This is a genomic window from Ruegeria halocynthiae (assembly GCF_900106805.1).
GTDB classification, from domain to species: domain Bacteria; phylum Pseudomonadota; class Alphaproteobacteria; order Rhodobacterales; family Rhodobacteraceae; genus Ruegeria; species Ruegeria halocynthiae.
The window spans coordinates 990,434-1,010,661 of record NZ_FNNP01000001.1 but is presented as its reverse complement, the minus strand read 5'-3'; the positions used below and the strand labels follow the sequence as shown (position 1 = coordinate 1,010,661).

The following is a 20,228-nucleotide window of genomic DNA, read 5'->3' as shown; positions in this document are numbered from 1 at the left end:
TTAGGCCTCGCAAGTGGCTCGGATCACTGGGTCGTCGGCTGGGGCTTCGATCCATTCGGCGTTCTGCAACTGCCCGTCATCGGCAAAGTCGGCTCCGTCGGCCAGATTGGCGCGGGTGTTCTGGGCACAGTTTACGGCGACGGGAACCATCGACTGTGGTGCCCAGCGACCAAAGAAATAGAGGTCAACAAGGCGTTGATCTGGCAGGTTTTCATTGGTGCGAACGGAAATTGTATCTATTGCGGCAAACCGGTCTACGAAGGGTACCGCATAGGTCCAAGGTCTGTAGAATGCCCGGCTTTCAACTTTCTGAACAATAGCCAAGCTGTCGGGCAACTGGCCCCGGGTACGATCATACCAGGAATATTCGCTTGAGATCGTCATCGCGATCATCCCAACGCCCGCAGCAACCGGGGCGGCCCATTTCGGTAAGCGGCCTCCGGTCAACTTGTTCAGCACCATGACGACGCCGGCGAAGGCAAAACCTGCAAAGACTGTGCCGATCAGTTCCAGAAACATATTGTCTCTCCGTTGTTCAGGCTTTCATCAGCCCAGCATTCCTTTGCCATGTCCTACCGCCGATTGCATCGTTTTTACCACGACAAAGGCGTCGCGGAGATGACTTCGCTCAAAATCTGAAAGGGCGGTTGGGGGCAGATAATTGTCTGGCGGGTTGTCGGATTTTACCAGTCTGACCTGATGTTCCAACCGCGTCTCGGCGATCAGATCGTAGGCGTCCAATAGATCGCTCGCACCTGATGCGCTCAGGACCCCTGCGGCCTCTGCAGCGCTCAGGCGAGCGCGCGTGTTGGCCTCGGGTAGCTTACCCTGAAGGCTGTAGATGCGTGCCAGATCAACCACCGGGACAACGCCATTGTGCTTGAGGTCCAGCGTGTTGCGATGCTCGCCCGAGCGGATCGTTGCGAAGCCACGCAACAAGCCCAAGGGTGGTGTGTGTTTTAACGAATTCGAAATCATGTGTGCCACGAAGATCGAGTTTGCACTGGCAATGGCCAATGTTTCGGACTGTAGTTCAGTGAATAGATCGAAGCTGCCCCCGATTGGGCGTAGATCGAACATGACCGAGGCCAACATCTGTGCTTCAGGATCGGGCTTGGCGATCCAACCGCTGAAATAGTCTTGCCACACTCGGACTGGCTGACACCAACGCGGGTTTGTGGCCATCATGTCGCCGGGGCAGTAAAAGTACCCGCAGGTGTCCAGCCCATCCGAGACAAATTTCGCCAACTTGGAAAAATAGGCCATGTCCTGATCGCTCACACTGTTATCCAGGATCAGGCAGTTGTCCTGATCTGAAACGCCAGTCTGCTCCTGCCGACCTTGCGAGCCGCAGGCGAGCCAGAGGTACGGCACCGGAGGCGAGCCCAATTTGACCTCAGCCAAATGCAAAAGTCGGCGCGTGGCCGTATCAGCAATATCCGTGATCAAGCGGGTCACGATCTCATGCCGGTTCCCACCTGCAACGAGTTGGACCAGAAGTTGCGGAATTTCGGCGGTGACAAGCGCCATCTCTTCGGCATTGTCCGCCCGCGCGACCCGGCGGACCAACTCGGCTGAGCTGACAGCTTGATAATGCGTCAGGTCGGTCTGGGTCACCATCCCGATCAAACGGCCACCTTCTGCGATGGGGATATGGCCGATGTTCCGCTCCATCATCGCGTGCAGTACATCCGAGCCGATATCTGCTGGCGAGAGAGTGATCGGATCCTGGGTCATGATCCGATCGATCTGTGTAGAAGGGGGCAGGGCGTCAGCGACCACCTTGCCCGATAGATCACGTACGGTTGCGATACCGCGAAGACTGTCCCCCTGAGTAATGCAGAGCGAAGATATTCCACGGTCGCGCATAAGCTGGGCGGCTTGTTGTACAGTGGTTTCTGGCGAACAGGTGGCCGGGTTCCGCGTCATCAACGTATCGATGCGGCTTGTTGCCAGTGAGTGCTGTGCCGCACGCGGAGCACGGGATCTGTTGAAGAATTTCGAAACGACGTCGTGCGTCTCAATCAGCTCTCGTACCAATTTTGGCGGCAACACGATCAGAACTGACGGTGTGTGTGTACGTGCTTTGGTCGCGGCTTTCCCGTCTCTGAGCAAGCCCCGCTCACCAAAAGAATTGCGCAAACCCAGATGAGAGACGACAGCGCCGTTCTCATCGGTGATTTCTACCTGTCCTTCATAAATCACAAACACGCCAGGCATGGCGTTGCCCAGTTCGTAAATCGGGTGGTCCGTATCGACCTCCCAAACTTCAATCGACTTTGCCAGATTGTCCAATACCTCGGACGGCAAGGCGTCATAGGGGTGTACGGATTTCAGAAACCGGGTGATCTGATCGTGGGACAGGGGCATCAAAGACTCCTGAACTTCTGGTTGAAAAAGCCCGCCCGGTGGTATGCCGGGCGGGAACAGTAGATCGAAAAATGCGGCACATAGAAGCTAACCATTTGCCGCATCATGCTCATTTATTCTGAGCTGCGCCCGCGCCACGGGGTATGCGAACGCTTTCGACCAATTCCACGATCTCTGGCGGAGTCTCTTTCGTCATACCGGCGACGACGTATGCAACGCCGAAGTTGATCATCGCACCGATGGCGCCGAACGAGGTCGACTTGATCGGACCCAGCAGCGGGTCAGCATCGGTGAACGAGTTGGTGCCCGGAATGAACAGCCAGCCCTTGTGCAGGAAGATGTAGACCAAGGTTACCGTCAGACCAGCCAGCATACCTGCGACCGCACCGGTGTTGTTGATGCGGGTCGAGAAGATCCCCATCATCAGCGCCGGGAAGATCGAAGCAGCCGCCAGACCGAAGGCCAAGGCAACCGTCTGCGCCGCAAAACCCGGAGGGTTGAGACCCAGATAGGTAGCGACAACGATAGCTACAGCCATGGCAATCCGCGCCGCCAGCAGTTCACCCTTTTCAGAGATCGACGGGTTGATTGCACCTTTGACAAGGTCGTGGGACACAGCCGACGATATCGCCAGCAACAGGCCCGCAGCGGTCGACAGAGCGGCCGCAAGACCACCAGCAGCGACCAGACCGATCACCCAACCCGGCAGGTTGGCAATCTCGGGGTTGGCCAGAACCAGGATATCACGGTTGAACTTGGTCAACTCGTTTCCAACCCAGCCCTTTTCTTCCGCGATGGCGGTCATGGCATCGGACTTGTCGTTGTAGTACTGGATTTTGCCGTCGCCGTTCTTGTCTTCCCAATCCAGAAGACCGGTTTTCTGCCACGTGGCCATCCAGTCATAGCGCGGATCGTTGTCGATATCCTCGACCGATACAGCACCACCTTCGATGCCGCCATTGGGCCACATCATGTCACTGATGTTCAGACGCGCCATGGCACCAACCGCAGGGGCGGTCAGGTACAGCAGTGCGATGAATACCAGTGCCCAGCCAGCCGACCAACGTGCGTCAGATACCTTGGGAACGGTGAAGAAGCGCATGATGACGTGCGGCAGACCCGCAGTACCGATCATCAGCGACAGGGTGAACAGCACCATGTTCAGCGTGTTCGAGTGGTGGGCTGTGTACTCATTGAAGCCCAGCTCGGTCACGATTGCATCCAGCTTGGTCAGCAGGGGTTCACCGCTTGCGGTGTCACCAAACAGACCCAGCGCCGGAACCGGCGTGCCGGTCAGCTGCAACGAGATGAAGATCGCCGGGATGGTGTAGGCGGTGATCAGCACGCAGTACTGAGCGACCTGAGTGTAGGTCACGCCCTTCATCCCACCAAACACCGCGTAGGCGAACACAACCGCAGCACCGATCAACAGGCCCGAGGTGTTGGATACCTCAAGGAAGCGGCCAAAGGCCACACCGACGCCTGTCATCTGACCAATAACGTAGGTCACCGATGCAACGATCAGACAGATCACAGCAACGATACGTGCGGTCTGGCTGTAGAAGCGATCACCGATGAATTCCGACACGGTGTATTTGCCGAACTTACGCAGATAAGGCGCAAGCAGCAGAGCCAGCAGCACATAACCGCCAGTCCAACCCATAAGGAAGGTTGAGTTGTCATAGCCGGTAAAGGCAATCAGACCCGCCATCGAGATGAACGAGGCCGCAGACATCCAGTCTGCCGCTGTCGCCATACCGTTGGTGACCGGGTGAATGCCGCGACCGGCGGCGTAGAATTCCGATGTGGAACCCGCGCGGGCCCAAATCGCAATGCCGATGTACAGCGCAAAACTCGCGCCGACAAAGAGCAGGTTAATGGTAAACTGGTCCATTCCGCTTACTCCTCATCCACGCCAAATTCGGCGTCCAACTTGTTCATGCGCCAGGCGTAGTTGAAGATCAGCACCAGAAAGACCAGGATTGATCCTTGCTGAGCGAACCAAAAGCCCAGATCGGTGCCGCCAACTGCTATGCCGGACAGCAATGGACGCAGCAGAATGCCGAATCCAAAAGACACCAGCGCCCAGATCACGAGGCTGATGTAAATGAGGCGCAGATTGGCCTGCCAATAGCCCTTGTCGGCTTCGGCAGTCTGCGCGGAGTTTGTTGAATGATCCGCCATCGCGGGTTCCTCCTTCGCTTCCCTCTAGGGCGGCCCATTGCCCAACTCCTCCAGTGCGGTGGGCCGCTTCTCGATTGTGCCTGCTGCCGTGTGGCATCAGGCAAGACTCCTCTGGTCCGCCAAGGCGGGTCCATTGAAGTATTCGGTTGTAGGGGGAGGCCCTCGGGCCTCTCTCCTCCCCTTAGTTCATCACTTCGCTTACAAGCCCTTGCAGGTCCTGAGCGATGTCGTCGATCTGTCCCATGGCATCGATGCCCTTCAGCACGCCCTGAGCCTGATAGTAGTCAATCAATGGCGCGGTCTGCGCGTGATACGCGGCCAGACGCGAGGCAACCGTTTCGGCATTGTCATCCGCACGACGATTGAATTCGGTATGTCCGCATTTGTCGCATTTGCCGTCTTTTGCCGGTATCTTGAACGTGTCGTGAAACCCTTCGCCGCAGCCCGCGCAGGTATAGCGGCCCGAGATGCGGATCACCATTTCTGCGTCTTCAACCTGCAAGCTGATAGCGGCGTCGATCTTTTGATCGCTGGCCACCAGCAAGCCATCCAATGCCTCTGCCTGAATCGTTGTGCGCGGAAAACCGTCCAGAATGACGCCTTTGGCGCAATCAGGTTGGGCCATTCGGTCGCGTAAGATGGCAATGACGATCCCGTCGCTGACCAGATCGCCGGCCTCCATCACAGCCTTCGCTGCTTGGCCAGCTTCGGTACCCGCGGCCACGGCATCACGCAGCAGATCCCCGGTGCTGAGCTGGACCAGTCCGAACTTGTCTTCCAGCATACGCGCTTGAGTGCCCTTCCCGGCGCCCGGAGGGCCGAGAAGGATGAGAACAGCGGGAGATATGGTCGTGGCAGCGTCCATCACACCCTCACTTGCTCGCTCGGTTTTCGATCAGGTCTTCGACCACCGAAGGATCGGCCAGGGTCGACGTGTCACCCAGCGAGCCAAAGTCGTTCTCGGCGATCTTGCGCAGGATACGGCGCATGATCTTTCCCGAACGGGTCTTGGGTAGGCCAGGGGCCCACTGGATCACATCCGGGCTGGCAATCGGGCCGATTTCTGTCCGGACCCAGGTACGCAGCTCTTTCAGCAACTCATCCGAAGGCTCACGATCATTCATCAGAGTGACGTAGCAATAGATGCCTTGCCCTTTGATTTCATGGGGGTAGCCGACAACGGCAGCCTCGGCCACTGCGACATGAGCGACCAGCGCACTTTCCACTTCAGCAGTGCCCATTCGGTGACCCGAGACGTTGATCACGTCGTCGACGCGGCCAGTAATCCAATAGTCACCGTCTTCATCGCGGCGGCAACCGTCCCCGGTGAAATAGTAACCTTTGTAATCCGAGAAATAGGTCTTCTCGAACCGCTCATGATCGCCCCAGACGGTACGCATCTGACCGGGCCAGCTGTCTTTGATACAAAGAACGCCTTCGACGCCATTGCCTTCGATCTCGACGCCGGACTGGGGGTCCAGAACCACCGGCTCGATACCGAAGAACGGCTTCATGGCCGAGCCGGGCTTCATCGCATGGGCACCGGGCAGGGGGGTCATCAGGTGACCACCGGTTTCAGTTTGCCACCATGTGTCCACGATGGGGCAACGTCCGCCGCCGATAACTTCGTTGTACCAGTTCCAGGCTTCGGGATTGATTGGTTCTCCGACGGTGCCCAAGATACGCAGATCGCTCAGGTCACACTTCTCGACCCACTCGTTGCCTTGGCCCATCAGGGCGCGCAGCGCGGTGGGCGCCGTATAAAACTGGTTCACCTTGTGCTTTTCACAGACCTGCCAGAATCGGCTGGCATCAGGATAGGTCGGCACACCTTCGAACATCAGCGTGGTCGCACCATTGGCCAGGGGGCCATAGACGATATAGCTGTGGCCGGTGACCCAGCCCACGTCAGCGGTACACCAGTAGATATCGCCTTCGTGATAGTCGAAAGTGATTTCATGGGTCATCGCGGCATAGACCAGATAGCCACCGGTCGTGTGCACGACACCTTTTGGCTGACCTGTCGAGCCCGAAGTATACAGAATGAACAGCGGATCCTCGGCGCTCATCTCGGCGGGCGCGCAATAGTCATCCGCTTCAAGCGCCATTTCATTGTAGTCATAGTCACGGTCGGCGATCCAAGTGGTTTGGCCGCCTGTACGCTTGACCACCAGACATTTCACTGTGTCCTTGCAGTGTAGCAGGGCGGCGTCAGCGTTGGATTTCAGCGGCGTCTTGCGACCGCCACGCGGGGCTTCATCTGCAGTAATCACGACCTTTGCGTCGCAGCCATTGACCCGGGCCGCCAGCGCGTCCGGCGAGAAGCCAGCAAAGACGATCGAATGGATCGCGCCAATTCTTGCACAGGCCAGCATCGCATAAGCGGCTTCGGGGATCATCGGCAGGTAGATGACCACACGGTCGCCTTTGCGAACGCCCATGGATTCCAGAATATTGGCCATCCGGCAGGTGCGGCGGTGCAGTTCGGCGTAAGAGATATGCTGGGCCGCATCATTTGGATCATCCGGCTCCCAGATGATGGCCGTCTGATCGCCCCGGCTTTTCAAGTGACGATCAAGACAGTTGGCCGAAACGTTCAGCGTACCGTCAGCATACCAGTTGATGCCAACCGAACCAAAGCTGTAATCGACGTCCTTGACCTGAGTATAGGGCTTGATCCAGTCAACCCGCTTGCCCTGTTCGTCCCAGAACGCCTCGGGGTTGTTGACTGAAGCCGCGTACATATCTGTGTACTTGTCGGCGTCAACATGCGCCTGAGCGACGGTTTCTGCGGATGGCGGATAGGTCTTGGCATCTGCCTGGGCAGCGGTGGTCATTTTTGAGGCTCCTCCCTCTGGACTGGATTACATAGGATCGATAATGCCCGGCGATCGGGTAATGTCGATCCGTTTCCTCCCCGAGTTGAATAATACGGAGATCAGAAAAGAAATAAATAAATTGCGATAATCCTTGAACTTCTTTGTAAATAAATTTCAGAATTTGCACGACTATTGTCAAATTTTTGGAGTTTGATCGCAAATATATATTTAAAACAACATGGTGTGTGTAACGATCTTTCCGCTCAACGGATCGGTTCTGACGCTGTAGTTCATGCCCGCACTTTGTTCTCTTGGATTGGTTGCGGTAACGCAGCTTCTCTAGCCAGGGGTTGGCAGTTTCCTGACTAGGCGCTAGCTTCTCTTTCAAGCGCCTCGATAGGGGGTGCATCTAAGGGAGAGATCACAATGAAGAAGATGTTGAGCGGTGCGGCCCTTGCCGCCCTGAGCGTGGCGTTTGTCACCGAAGCCGCCGCGACTGAATGGAACGCCTCGGTCTGGGGCAAGCGTCGTGCCTTTACTGAACATGTCGAAAAACTGTCCGAACTGGTCAGCGAGAAAACCGGTGGCGATTTCACCATCAATGTCAGCTATGGCGGATTGTCGAAGCCCAAGGAGAATCTGGACGGGATCGAGATCGGTGCGTTTGAGATGGCGCAGTTCTGCGCGGGGTACCACCGCGACAAGAACCGCGCGATTACTGTGCTGGAACTGCCCTTCCTTGGCGTGAACACGTTGGATGAAGAGGTGGCCGTCAGTCACGCGGTCTATGATCATCCTGCGGTCAAGGATGAGATGGCGCAATGGAATGCGCGGATCATCATGACGTCGCCGATGCCACAGTACAATATTGTTGGCACCGGAGACGCGCGTGACGAACTGGCCGATTTTGAAGGTATGCGTGTGCGTGCCACTGGTGGGCTGGGGCAGGCCTTCGAGGCGGTCGGAGGTGTCCCGACATCTGTGCCCGCGACCGAAGCATACAACGCGATGGAGTCCGGCGTGGTTGATACCGTTGCCTTTGCCCAGCACGCGCATCTGTCTTTCGGCACAATCAACGAAGCCGATTGGTGGACCGCCAACCTGAACCCCGGCACAGTGAACTGCCCGGTGGTTGTGAATATTGACGCCTATGAAGCCCTTCCTGCGGATCACCGCGAGGCGCTGGATAGCTCGATCGACGAAGCCATTGCGCATTATCTGGCCAACTATGGCGGGCTGCTTGAGAAGTGGGATGGAGTACTGGCAGAAAAAGGCGTTGAAAAGGTCGAGATCGACGACGCTGTACTGGAAGAATTCCGCGCCAAAGCCGCCGATCCAATCCGCGCGAAATGGATCGAAGACATGACCGCACAGGGCCTGCCTGCACAGGAACTTTATGATCTGGTGCAAGCGACGCTGCAACAGCAGCGCGGCGGCAACTGATCGCCACAAGCCGGGTGTCGCAAGGCACCCGGTGTTTCCTTCAATCAAAGGAAGACTGGGATGGCAGGACATGCCACGGTGCTTGAGGATGGCAGCCTACTAAGCCGGTTGGATCATCATTTGTTGCGGTTAGAGCGCTTAATGGCGCTGATCAGCGGTTTCGCGGTGTTCGGTCTGATGGTGCTGGCCGTTGTGTCAGTAAGCGGACGCAATGCAGTGAATGCACCTTTGCCGGGTTACGTTGACTGGATCGAGCAGGCGATGCCCCTGATTGCGTTTCTGGGCATATCCTATGTTCAGCGCGATGGTGGGCATATCCGAATGGATATCGCCATCTCTCGCTTGAAGGGGCGGGCGCTGTGGTTGTTTGAGCTAATCTCGGTCCTTCTGATCCTGCTTCTGATGTTGGCGCTGGTTTGGGGCAGTTGGTCTCACTTTGACCGCTCCTTTGACCTTGGCGCTCCGCTCTGGAGCCGCGATAGTTCGATTGATATCGGAATTCCCATCTGGCCATCAAAACTGCTGGCGCCGGTTGCGTTCTCGGTTTTGTGCGCCCGGCTGGTTCTACAGGCCTGGGGATATGGACGAGCCCTTGTATTGGGACTTGCGACACCTGTGGCAGTACCGCTGATACAGGATGCCGCAGCGCAAGCGGCAGCCGAAGCCGAGCAATTCGAAAGGCGTACCTGACCCATGGATTCGATTGAAATCGGCCTTTGGGTCACCGCCGGGCTGCTGGCCCTTGTGGTCACCGGGATGCGCGTGGCTTTTGCAGCTGCTTTTGCAGGGCTGGTTGGCCTGATCTGGATCTTCTGGGCAAAGTTTGGATATGATCCCGAGCGATTTGGCAAAGCGTTAACGGTAGCAGTCAAAACTGCCGGACAAGTTCCGCATTCCAAGGTGGCTTCTCATACACTCAGCCTGATCCCTACATTCATTCTGATCGGATATCTGGCTTATTATGCAGGACTAACGCGAGCATTGTTCGAAGCCGCAAAGCGTTGGATCGCGTGGGTTCCCGGAGGATTGGCCGTCTCAACGATCTTTGCAACTGCAGGGTTCGCGGCAGTTTCAGGCGCATCTGTCGCCACATCTGCCGTCTTTGCACGTATCGCGATCCCCGAAATGTTGGCCGTGGGCTACAACAAGCGTTTCGCGGCCGGAGTGGTTGCCGCGGGCGGAACCTTGGCCTCGCTTATCCCGCCATCTGCGATTCTTGTGATCTATGCGATTATTGTCGAGCAGGACGTGGGCAAACTGCTGCTTGCCGGCTTCATACCCGGTGCGTTTTCAGCAGTGATTTACGGCCTGTTGATTGTCGGAATTGCTGTGATTTTCAAGTCCGTCGGCCCACCTGTGACGGGGTTTACCTGGAAGGAACGTTTTGCGGCACTACCGGGCGCATTGCCCATCGTGGCAGTGATCCTCATCATCATCTGCTTTGTCTACAACCCATTTGGTGACAAGGCCTGGGGCACCCCGACAGAAGGCGGAGCGATCGGTGCCTTCATCGTATTCTGCTTTGCGCTGATCCACGGAATGCGCTGGCCCGAGTTCAAGTCGGCCTTGCTTGAAACCGCCAAGTTGACCGCAATGATCTTTGCGATCATCTGGGGCGTCCTGATCTATGTGCGTTTTTTGGGGTTCGCGGATCTGCCAGGAGCATTTTCCGACTGGATCACCTCACTTGAGATGTCGCCGATGTTGATCCTTATCTGCATCTTGCTGGCTTATGCGGTGCTGGGCATGTTCATGGACGCCATCGGCATGTTGCTTTTGACGCTGCCAGTTGTCTATCCCGCTGTGATGGCCCTGAACGGTGGCGAGGCCGTTAGTGCAGCAGACAGCGCCTTTGGGATGTCCGGGCCGATGTGTGCGATTTGGTTTGGAATTCTGGTGGTGAAAATGGCCGAGTTCTGCCTGATCACCCCGCCGATCGGCCTGAATTGCTTTGTCGTTGCCGGAGTGCGGCCCGATCTCAGCGTTCAGGATGTGTTCAAAGGCGTGACGCCGTTTTTTATCGCCGATGCTCTGACAATCGCGCTCTTGGTGGCCTTTCCGGGGATCGTTCTCTATCTGCCATCACTCGCGGGATGAAAAGAACCCCGGCCAAAGGCCGGGGTTGGTTGTCGTAGTGAGGGGTCTTTATCCTGCCCGCATCAACATCCCGAACAGGTCCCGCGGATCATCTGGATCTGCAAGCATATCCAATGGCTCAAAGAAATCAGTGCCTTCTATCGCGTTTTTGATATATCGAAGGGCCGAGAAATCTTCGATTGCGAAACCTACGCTGTCAAACAATGTGATCTGCCGATCATCGGTGCGCCCCATGGCTTGTCCGGTCATGACTTCCCACATTTCAGTGACGGGGTGATCTGAATCCAGAGCCTGAATTTCACCCTCAATCCGCGTTTGTTCGGGGTACTCAACAAAGATCTCTGAACGCAAAAGTATGTCGCTGTGCAGTTCGGTCTTGCCGGGGCAATCCCCCCCAATGGCGTTGATGTGAACACCGGGGCCGACCATGTTGTCGGTCAGTATGGTCGCGTTTTTCTTGTCGGCGGTGCATGTCGTGATGATCTGTGCGCCTTCAATCGCCTCTTCTGGCGTTTTGCAGGCAACGACCGTAAGCCCTTTGCCCTGAAGATTGGCCGCACATTTTGCCGTTGCGTTGGCATCGGTGTCGTACAGACGGACAGTATCAATTCCGCACATGGCCTTGAAAGCGAGGCACTGGAACTCGGATTGAGCGCCGTTCCCGATCATCGCCATTGTCGTTGCCGATTTGGGCGCAAGGTATTTGCCAACCAGCGCCGAGGTTGCAGCTGTGCGCAGCGCGGTCAGCATTGTCATTTCGGTCAACAATGTCGGGTAGCCAGTGTAGACATCTGCCAACAGGCCGAACGCGGTTACGGTTTGTAGGCCCTCGGATGTGTTCTTGGGGTGCCCGTTGACGTATTTGAACCCATAAGCCTCGCCGTCCGAGGTTGGCATCAGTTCGATGACACCATGCGGTGAGTGGGCCGGGATGCGGGGCGTCTTGTCAAAGCTTTCCCATCGTTTGAAATCGGATTCGATCTGTGTGGCGATTTGGGTGATCATCTGCTCAAGCCCGATGTGGTGGACCAGACGCATCATGTTGTCGACGGAAACAAAAGGCACCAGGGCCTTGTCAGAGGGTTGGGTCATCAGAAGCTCCGGGTCGGGCGGTCAAAGATGCGGCGCCCCATCAACGAGGCGGCGAGATCGACCATCAGTTTTGCAGTTCGGCCACGTTCATCGAGGAACGGATTCAGTTCCACGATGTCCAGCGAGCAGACGAGGCCACTTTCGTGCAGCAATTCCATAACCAGATGTGCCTCGCGTTCCGTTGCGCCTCCGGGGACGGTAGTGCCGACTGCAGGGGCGATCGAGGGGTCCAGGAAATCCACATCCAATGAGACATGCAGGATACCGTTTGCTGCGCGCACTTTATCGAGGAATGCCAGAAGGGGTGTTTTGATTCCGTGTTCGTCGATGCTGCGCATATCGGCCAGCATCGCGTCATCTTTTTCCAACGCCGAACGTTCAGCAGGGTCGACCGAGCGGAGCCCGATCATACCAACATGATCGGTCGGGATCGGGGTGGTCACAGGTGGAAAGGCATCAAATCCCGGCTGCCCGGTGAAATAGGCGACAGGTGTTCCATGTAAATTGCCGCTGTCGGTGCTGTTGGGAGTATGAAAATCGCTATGGGCATCCAGCCAAAGAACGAAAAGCGGGCGCCCGAGTTTGTCCGCATGTGCTGCCATTCCGATCACAGTACCCATCGATAGCGCGTGATCGCCGCCCAAAAAGATCGGCAAGCCCTGCTCGGCGGCCTCTTTCGCGGTCCGGCTCAGCGCCTGTGTCCAGCCCACGCATTCTGGAAGCGAGAACAGATGGGTGTCTTCAGGCACATCTACCTCATCCGGGAGAGTGTCCCCGATGTCGGTCACTGTATGGCCAAGGTCAGACAGCGCTTGTTCAAGCCCTGCGACACGGTAGGCATCAGGGCCCATACGACAACCCTGGCGATGTTTGCCAGCATCCATCGGAGCCCCGGCGAGTATAATGTTCGATTTGCTCATAAGTCTATCTATCGGCACAATATGAGTTGAGAAAAGATGGCAATTTGAGCAAACTGGATCAACAAAGTTCTATTTGGTAGTTACATATGGACGAATTGGATAATCGCTTGTTGAATGCGTTGCACAGGGATGCCCGTGCATCGCTGTCAGAGTTAGCCGAATTGCTTGGGGTAACCCGAACGACTGTACGCAGCCGACTGCAGCGTCTCAAGCAAACCGGAGAAATAGTAGGGTTCACGGTGGTGACCCGACAGGGTGTGTCAGAAAGCCCCGTGCGTGGATTGATGATGCTTGAGATTGAAGGTCGCGGGACCGAGCGGATCAGGTCTCGGATCGCTGCGATGCGTCAGGTTCGTGCCGTGCATTCGACCAATGGCAGTTGGGATCTGATTGCCGAGATCGGAACGGATACTCTGGATGAGCTCGATGAAGTGTTGTTCCAGATCAGACGGATGGAGGGCATCACGCGGTCCGAAACCAATCTGCTGCTTTCAACACGCAAGGGCCGTTCGTGACAGTTCGCCCAAGGCACTTTGACTGATCAGGGATTCGTGCAAAGCTTTGAATTAACGCTGATCTGAGGATCATAGGGCAGGGACGAACGGTATGACCACACAGCCGACCACCAAAGAGACGCGCGTGGAAAATCTGGCCGAGCGCGTAACAAGGCTGTTGGAAAAGCCGTTGGTCAAGATAGTGGTTCCGCTGTTGATCACGGGAATTGCGCTCGCGGTTCTGCACGACCTGTCCGCACATGTGAAATGGTCAGATATACAAGGTGATATCGCGGCGAAGCCCTGGAAGTTCATGTTCTTCGCGCTGTGTTGGACGGCGTTCAGTTTTCTGTCTCTCTCATTTTATGATGTCCTAGCCGTGCAGAGCGTGGCTGGGGGAAAAGTACCTCTGCCCGTGGCAGGTATGGCCGGGGCGAGCGGTTACGCGGTGTCAAATTGTCTTGGATTCTCTTACATCACTGGCACTGCGATCCGATATCGCATCTACGCATCGCTCGGGCTGGATTTGGGGCGCGTGGCGGGGGTGATTGCGACCTCTTGGGTGGCGTTCTGGATGGGGCTGATCCTGCTTTTGGGTCTGCTGCTTACAATACATCCGGATGGCATTTCCAAGGTTCTGCCTATCAGTGAGACAATGGAAACTGTAATAGGCCTGTGCCTGCTCGCGGGGCTGACTGCTTTGTTCGTCTGGCTTTCAAGCGGTGGGCGGCGATTGGCATTTGGCGGGTTCGGGTTCAACCTGCCGGGCGGTAAACTTGCCAGTTTGCTGACCGTTGCTGCGGTTGGTGATCTGTTCGGTGCATCAATGGCGCTATATGTGCTGATGCCGGACGATCTGGGGGTTGGTTATCCGTACTTCTTCGCAGTCTATATTGGCGCAATCGCGGTGGGTATCCTTAGCCATGCCCCAGGCGGAATTGGTGTTTTCGAAGCCACCCTGATTGCCGGCCTCGGGGCATCGGGTCGATCGGATGTGATTGCTGCGCTTTTGCTGTACCGGCTGGTCTATACCTTCTTGCCGTTTGCCATTGCCAGCCTGTCGATTGCGGTCGCGTCGGCGCTGACCCAGCGCCAGCGCATCGGGGGCGCGATGACGTGGGTTTATCGCGCGATTCGCCCCATTGTCCCGATGGTGGCCGCAGGTGTTGCGGCAGTGGCGGGGGTTATCTTGCTGGTTTCAGGCGCTTTGCCGTCCAGCTCCCAGAGCCTTGGAATGTTGCGTGAGGTTCTGCCATTATCATTTGTCGAGGCCTCTCACCTCGCGGGCAGCGCGGTGGGTCTTTTGCTGCTGCTGGTTTCACGCGGACTTTTTCGCAAGCTTTATCGCGCCTGGGTGGTTGCCATGCTGTTGATGGCGGCAGGGTTTTTTGCCTCGCTTGCCAAAGGGCTTGATACCCATGAAGCTCTGTCCTTGCTGTTCACTATTGGCCTTTTGGCGATGTTCAGGGGCGCGTTCTACCGGGTCAGCGGGGCGTCAATCTTTCGGCTGAATATCCCATGGCTGGTCAGCGTTGTCGCATTGTTGGCAGTGATCTTCTGGATCGGTTTATTCGCCTATTCTCATGTGGAATACGAAAACGCGTTATGGTGGGACTTTGCCTGGAATGGCGACGCCTCACGCTTCTTGCGGTCAAGTCTTGTTGTCGCGGTGATCCTCGGCATCGTCGCTGTGAACTCTCTCTTTGGTCGTGAAATCCCGGTGCCGGTTCGCACGGAGATACCTGAAGCGGTCGAACGACTTGTGATGGACAGCGAAGACACCGAGTCCCAGATATCGCTGACAGGGGATAAGCAGTTCCTGATTTCGCCCGATGAAACCGCATTCCTTGCCTTTGCCGATACTGGCAATGCGCTTATCACCAAGGGAGAGCCGGTGGGCGATGAAAAGGCCGGTCAGCAACTGATCTGGCAATTGCGGGAAATGGCTGACCGCGAAGGCAAGCTTTGTGCTTTCTACAGTGTATCGACCAAGTACCTGCCTACGTTTTTGGACCTCGGCCTGTCGATTCTGAAGATCGGAGAGGTGGCCCGCGTGCCGCTGCAGGATTTCTCACTGGACGGAAAATCGCGCAAACGGTTCCGGCAGGCCAAAAACCGGGCCGAGCGTGAGGGGTATACGTTTGAAATCATCCCCAAGGAACAGCTTGCGCCGGTATTGCCGGAAATTCGGAAAATATCAGACGACTGGCTGGCGCAGAAGGCAGGTGAGGAAAAGGGATTTGCCCTGGGCGGTTTCGACGATGACTACCTGTCCTATTTCGACCACGCTGTTCTTCGGGATGAGACCGGCAAGATCATGGCGTTTGCCAATCTGTTTCAGGGGGGCAACAAGTCTGAATTGTCGCTGGACCTGATGCGCTATGAACCCGACAGCCCTAGCTTTGTCATGGATGCGCTGTTTGCCGAGATGATGGTCTGGGGCTCTGAACAAGGGTTCCACTGGTTCTCGTTGGGGGCCGCGCCGTTTTCAGGGATTGAGAACCGGCAACTGGCCTCGCTTTGGAACCGGATTGGTGGGTTCGTCTATGAACATGGCGAGCAGTTTTATCATTTCGAAGGTCTGCGTGTCTTTAAGCAGAAATTCGATCCGGAATGGAGCCCGAACTACCTGGCCAGCCCAGGTGGCTTGGCCGCACCACGTATCCTCTACGAGGTGAACATCCTGATTTCGGGCGGCCTGCGCGGTCTGACGAAATAGCGATCAGTTCAAGCTGGCACCGGTTGGCGTTTTCTCCAGAAGGTCGCCCCAATCAGTGCGATAGGCCATTTCGGCCAGAACCGCCTGGGGCAGGAATTCCTGATTCTGCCTGATCTGCCAGCCGCCACCCAACCCTTTGTAAATCGCAACCAGATTGGACGAGACCTCCTGACGGGCCTCGATCAGGTTCGCTTGCGATCGCAGTAGGGCGGTCTGTGTGTTCAGTATACGCGAATAGCTGGCGATGCCGTCGCGATACTGATCGACGGCAATATCTGCGGCCTTGCGCGACGCCTCGACGCTGCGTTGGTAGAAGGTGACCTGTTTACGCGCCTGTGCATAGGCAACCATCGCGCTTTCGACCTCGGAGTAGGCGGTCAATACGGTGTTCTGATAATTGGCGATCAGCGCCTGATAAGCGGCGTCCTGAGCACGGACATTGTTCTTGATGCGGCCATAATTCAGGACGTTCCAGACGACGCCGGCATTGGCTAACCCAGTGGCGCTGCTGGTGCTGAACAGATCGCGCCCGCCCGAGGCCTGCAGCCCGATCGCACCCGACAGGATGAACTGCGGATACAGATCGGCCAAAGCGATGCCAACCTGCGCCGATTGCGTGGCAGCTGCCAATTCTGCGGCCCTTACGTCCGGGCGTCGCCGCAGCAATTCAGCTGGCACACCAACGGCTACATTGGCGCGTGCAGAGGGGATACGCCCGGAATTGCCGAGCAAACCCGCCATCTGAGACGGTGTTTTCCCCAACAGAACAGCCAGCGCGTTTTTGGCTTGCTGAATGTCACTTTCCAGCTCAGGGACTAGCGCTTTGGTGTTGTTGAGTAGGGCGGTTGATTCCTGCACATCCAACTCGGTTGTCACGCCGTTGTTGAAACGAAGCTGGGTCAGGTCTGCCGATTCCTGCTGGATCGCAATGTTTTCCCGCGCAATGCGCAGTGCCTCCTGTAAGGAGCGGATGTTGATATACAGCGCTGCGACATCGCCGGTCAGCGTCACAAGAGCGTCGTCATAATTGGCAACCTGCAACGCGAGGTTCGACCGCGCGGCCTGAACGCCGCGTCTTTGCTGGCCCCAAACATCCAGTTCCCATTGCGCGTCAAAACCCACCTGCGAGGTTGAGAATTCGGTGTCCAGAGGAATGATCCGCCGGATATCCGAAATGGGTCCAAGGTTGTCGCTGATCTGGCGGCGCTGCAGTGAACCTCCAACGGCCTGCGACTGCGGGTAAAGCTCACCAAAGGCGATGCCAAGTTGCGCGCGCGCCTGCAATACGCGGGCACCTGCGACCTGTAAGGACAGGTTCTGGGCATAGGCTTCGGCAATCAGCTTATTCAGCGTCGGATCGTTGAATGTTTCCCACCAGCGCACGACAGGGGCGCTGCGCGAAGTCAGGCCGCTTTGGCCCGTGCTAGGGTTGTTGACCTCGATCCATTGCTTCACGACCGGAGAGTTAGGGCGTACGAAATCCGGTCCCACCGGGGTACAGGCGGCGAGTGTAGCGGCGCAAAAGGCGGTACCTAACAACCGGCGGAGCGTCATGGTGCGCATCCTCAGATATCCAGTGGCCGGATGAAGTTGGCAAAGGAATAGAGACGGATATTGATGCGCCTCAGGAACTCAAAACTTTTTCCCATACCGGTGTAGATCGCCACGGCAGCGTGGCCACCAGCAGGGAAGGTATGTCCCTCGGGCACATCGACCGAGATTTGAACCGCAATCCGGCCCGGTAGCTTTGGTAACTCAAAGCCGGGCAGGCGGCCCGAGGGCAGATATTGGCCTTGCCGCGTCGCCCACCAGACGGCTTCGACCTTACCCGTCAGAATTTCACCGGGATAAAGATCCAGAGCAACTTCAACCGGTTGCCCGACTTCCACGAACTTCAGGTTCTGTTGGCGGAAGGTGGCGAGAATATATGGGCTTTCCTCGGTGACGAAGCTAGCGATAGCACCCAGTCGAATTTCGCCCACAACCATACCTGGACGTGCTTGTTGCGAGACAATCATGCCGTTCTCAGGTGCGTAGATCGTTGTGTTTTCAAGGAAATACTCTGCCTCGGCCAGCTGAGCCTCGGCCTCCAGAATGCCGGTATTCACCCCGTCGATCTGTGAGTCGATCGCCAGGTTGGCCTTTTCAAGATTGGCTTGGGCTTCCTTAATCTTTGCCTGATCTTCTGCGACCTGCTCATTCCAGCGGTCAAGTTCGTCCTGACGCGCTCCACCTGCCGGAACAAGGTTCTCGTACCGCGCCTGTTCCGTCTGGGCATACGCCAATTGCGCATTCGCACGTTCAACCGCCTCGCTTGCAGCGATGACGTCCTGTTCCAGAATTTTTGCGTTTTGCTGTGCCGCCACCAATTGGGCATTCGCCTTGTCCACCGCCAGCGAAAACACGGTATCATCGAATTGATACAGCGGCTCACCCTTAGTGACCCAGGTGTTGGGCTCCACCAGAACTTCGGACAGGATTGTGGGCTGTGTCAGGCGTGGGACAATCTGAATTGTGGATCGCACCACATGGCTGTCGACTGAAAAAGGCTGAAAGAACCTCAATGCCACCAGAAAGATCAGCAGAAGATGTGCGCCCACCCAGAAGGAGACGATCCCCCACATGATGTTGAATTTCAGCCATTGCACCTTGAAGAAGATGAACCAGACAAAAATGATGTAGAATAGCGTGATGCCAAGGGCGACGAACATGAGTGTTGAATTCCTTTGGCCTTAGGCTTGTTTTGTTTCGTCTGTATCCAGAGGGTCCTGGTATTCCGGTCTGACGGTTCCCCCCAGACGCTTGATCTCATCCCGGATCGCTTTGCGCTCGTCCTCTGGGCCACGACGCATGTCCACGGTTACGCCGTCGTGGAAGGCCCAGATGAAGGCATGCACCCATGGGACAATGGCAAGAAACCCCATCCAACCCATGATCTTGACCGCCTCGGCATGAGGGTGGTTGCGCTTTATCGCAATACGTCCAGGCAGTCCCATGATAAACAGAAACAGTGCCATCACCGCAGCCAGCAGCAGAATGAGTGCCACAAATGTCAGATAGTCATAGTAGCCCAGCGGCTGCCCCAAAAGTCCCATGCTCGCGCCTCCTGTTGGGGAAACTGTTCCATCCTCGGGCGCTGATGTCTAGTCAATCAATCAATTTATGGCTGATCGGAGGGGTGCACTAGCATTCGACTATTTTGGTCTTCCAGTGTTTGCATTTAGCAGTCAAGTCACCAGGCAGTGCTTTGTCGGTATAAACCGTATCAACATCAGCCAGCGAAGCAATGCGGGCCGGAGCTGTTCGTTGAAACTTGGAGGTATCCGCCACAAGGCTGATGTGCCGGGCCTGTTCGATGATTGTTTGGCTGACCAGCACCTCTTGAAGATCGAAATCCATCAGATCTCCGGCCGGGTCCATAGCCGAGCAGCCAATGATGGCGTGATCGAACTTAAACTGGCGGATGGTCGAGACCGCCAGATTTCCGACCAGCCCGCTATCCGACCGACGTAAAACACCGCCTGCGACGACGATCTGACAATCCGAGCTTTCGGCCAGAATATGGGCCACGTTCATGTTGTTGGTCACGACCATGAGGTTTTTGTGATGGAGCATCTGGCGTGCAACGGCCTCGGTCGAGGTGCCGATATTCATGAAAACTGAACTGCCCTCGGAGATGTTCGCAGCGCAACGTTCGGCGATGCGGGTCTTGGCCTCATGGTTCAGCGCGCGCCGGTCTTCGTAACCGATATTGGATACGCCCGAACGCAGGACAGCACCCCCATGAACCCGATCCAACTTACCGGCTTCGGACAGCTCGGCCAGATCTCGGCGAATGGTCTGAACCGTAACCTGAAACCGGTCGGCTAACCCTTCGACCGTGACGCGGCCGTCTTCCCTGGCGATTTCAAGAATGTCCGATTGACGAAATGATAGGGACATAAGTGGGCTCCGGGTTTTGATACATTCGTTTTTGTTCTTTTTTAGGGGATGAGCAAGAAATATCGCCACAAACGGCTAATATTTCTTTTCGTAATGATCTAATACGAACATTATCGAAAATTAGTATTGACGATACGAAGCACCGTAG

General features: G+C 56.4%; 17 protein-coding genes. 5 read left to right on the top strand and 12 right to left on the bottom strand.

Annotated elements, in window-relative coordinates; genetic code table 11:
- The 6 genes from BLU89_RS05095 to acs form a co-directional block, all read right to left on the bottom strand.
- The gene (locus BLU89_RS05095; RefSeq protein WP_074734983.1) at window positions 1-519 is read right to left on the bottom strand and encodes a hypothetical protein; all 519 of its coding nucleotides are present in this window, start codon (window positions 517-519) and stop codon (window positions 1-3) included.
- 27 nt (window positions 520-546) lie between these two features.
- Window positions 547-2,370: a DUF294 nucleotidyltransferase-like domain-containing protein gene (locus BLU89_RS05090; RefSeq protein ID WP_074734981.1), complete on the bottom strand. Its 1,824-nt coding sequence runs from the start codon at window positions 2,368-2,370 to the stop codon at window positions 547-549.
- A 109-nt stretch (window positions 2,371-2,479) separates the two neighbouring features.
- Window positions 2,480-4,264 carry a sodium:solute symporter family protein gene (locus BLU89_RS05085; RefSeq protein WP_074734980.1) on the bottom strand — a complete coding sequence of 595 codons (1,785 nt, stop codon included), beginning with the start codon at window positions 4,262-4,264 and terminating at the stop codon, window positions 2,480-2,482.
- Between the two features lie 5 nt (window positions 4,265-4,269).
- Complete coding sequence (locus BLU89_RS05080) at window positions 4,270-4,554, bottom strand: DUF4212 domain-containing protein (protein WP_074734978.1); 285 nt, start codon at window positions 4,552-4,554, stop codon at window positions 4,270-4,272.
- A 181-nt stretch (window positions 4,555-4,735) separates the two neighbouring features.
- Window positions 4,736-5,419 carry an adenylate kinase gene (locus BLU89_RS05075; RefSeq protein WP_074734977.1) on the bottom strand — a complete coding sequence of 228 codons (684 nt, stop codon included), beginning with the start codon at window positions 5,417-5,419 and terminating at the stop codon, window positions 4,736-4,738.
- Between the two features lie 7 nt (window positions 5,420-5,426).
- Window positions 5,427-7,391 carry an acetate--CoA ligase gene (gene acs / locus BLU89_RS05070; protein WP_074734975.1) on the bottom strand — a complete coding sequence of 655 codons (1,965 nt, stop codon included), beginning with the start codon at window positions 7,389-7,391 and terminating at the stop codon, window positions 5,427-5,429.
- Between the two features lie 408 nt (window positions 7,392-7,799).
- Here acs and BLU89_RS05065 point away from each other — a divergent pair, with 408 nt between their 5' ends.
- The 3 genes from BLU89_RS05065 to BLU89_RS05055 are packed head-to-tail and all read left to right on the top strand — an operon-like array spanning window position 7,800 to window position 10,913.
- A complete protein-coding gene (locus BLU89_RS05065) occupies window positions 7,800-8,816 on the top strand; it encodes a C4-dicarboxylate TRAP transporter substrate-binding protein (protein WP_074734974.1) in 1,017 nt (338 codons plus the stop codon).
- Between the two features lie 60 nt (window positions 8,817-8,876).
- Complete coding sequence (locus BLU89_RS05060) at window positions 8,877-9,506, top strand: TRAP transporter small permease subunit (protein WP_074734972.1); 630 nt, start codon at window positions 8,877-8,879, stop codon at window positions 9,504-9,506.
- A 3-nt stretch (window positions 9,507-9,509) separates the two neighbouring features.
- Window positions 9,510-10,913, top strand: a complete 1,404-nt coding sequence (locus BLU89_RS05055) for a TRAP transporter large permease (RefSeq protein WP_074734970.1) — start codon at window positions 9,510-9,512, stop codon at window positions 10,911-10,913.
- A gap of 48 nt (window positions 10,914-10,961) precedes the next feature.
- Here the strand turns inward: BLU89_RS05055 and BLU89_RS05050 are convergent, their stop codons facing one another.
- The gene (locus BLU89_RS05050) at window positions 10,962-12,005 is read right to left on the bottom strand and encodes an ornithine cyclodeaminase (protein ID WP_074734969.1); all 1,044 of its coding nucleotides are present in this window, start codon (window positions 12,003-12,005) and stop codon (window positions 10,962-10,964) included.
- Window positions 12,005-12,925, bottom strand: coding sequence for an arginase (gene rocF / locus BLU89_RS05045; RefSeq protein ID WP_074734967.1), 921 nt, complete (start codon window positions 12,923-12,925; stop codon window positions 12,005-12,007). The genes BLU89_RS05050 and rocF overlap by 1 nt, the downstream gene beginning before the upstream one ends.
- A gap of 86 nt (window positions 12,926-13,011) precedes the next feature.
- On the opposite strand from rocF, the gene BLU89_RS05040 reads away from it, so the two are divergent.
- Window positions 13,012-13,440: an Lrp/AsnC family transcriptional regulator gene (locus BLU89_RS05040; RefSeq protein ID WP_074734966.1), complete on the top strand. Its 429-nt coding sequence runs from the start codon at window positions 13,012-13,014 to the stop codon at window positions 13,438-13,440.
- 91 nt (window positions 13,441-13,531) lie between these two features.
- Complete coding sequence (gene mprF, locus BLU89_RS05035) at window positions 13,532-16,138, top strand: bifunctional lysylphosphatidylglycerol flippase/synthetase MprF (protein WP_074734964.1); 2,607 nt, start codon at window positions 13,532-13,534, stop codon at window positions 16,136-16,138.
- A 3-nt stretch (window positions 16,139-16,141) separates the two neighbouring features.
- Here mprF and BLU89_RS05030 read toward each other — a convergent pair whose 3' ends face one another.
- From BLU89_RS05030 to BLU89_RS05015, 4 genes are all read right to left on the bottom strand, one after another.
- Window positions 16,142-17,692 (bottom strand): efflux transporter outer membrane subunit, encoded by a 1,551-nt coding sequence (locus BLU89_RS05030; RefSeq protein ID WP_245709660.1) that lies wholly within the window; start codon window positions 17,690-17,692, stop codon window positions 16,142-16,144.
- 11 nt (window positions 17,693-17,703) lie between these two features.
- The gene (locus BLU89_RS05025; protein WP_074734961.1) at window positions 17,704-18,849 is read right to left on the bottom strand and encodes an HlyD family secretion protein; all 1,146 of its coding nucleotides are present in this window, start codon (window positions 18,847-18,849) and stop codon (window positions 17,704-17,706) included.
- Between the two features lie 21 nt (window positions 18,850-18,870).
- On the bottom strand, window positions 18,871-19,233 hold the full coding sequence (locus tag BLU89_RS05020) for a DUF3302 domain-containing protein (RefSeq protein WP_074734960.1): 363 nt from the start codon (window positions 19,231-19,233) through the stop codon (window positions 18,871-18,873).
- Between the two features lie 88 nt (window positions 19,234-19,321).
- A complete protein-coding gene (locus BLU89_RS05015) occupies window positions 19,322-20,080 on the bottom strand; it encodes a DeoR/GlpR family DNA-binding transcription regulator (RefSeq protein ID WP_074734958.1) in 759 nt (252 codons plus the stop codon).
- Window positions 20,081-20,228 lie beyond the last annotated feature (148 nt).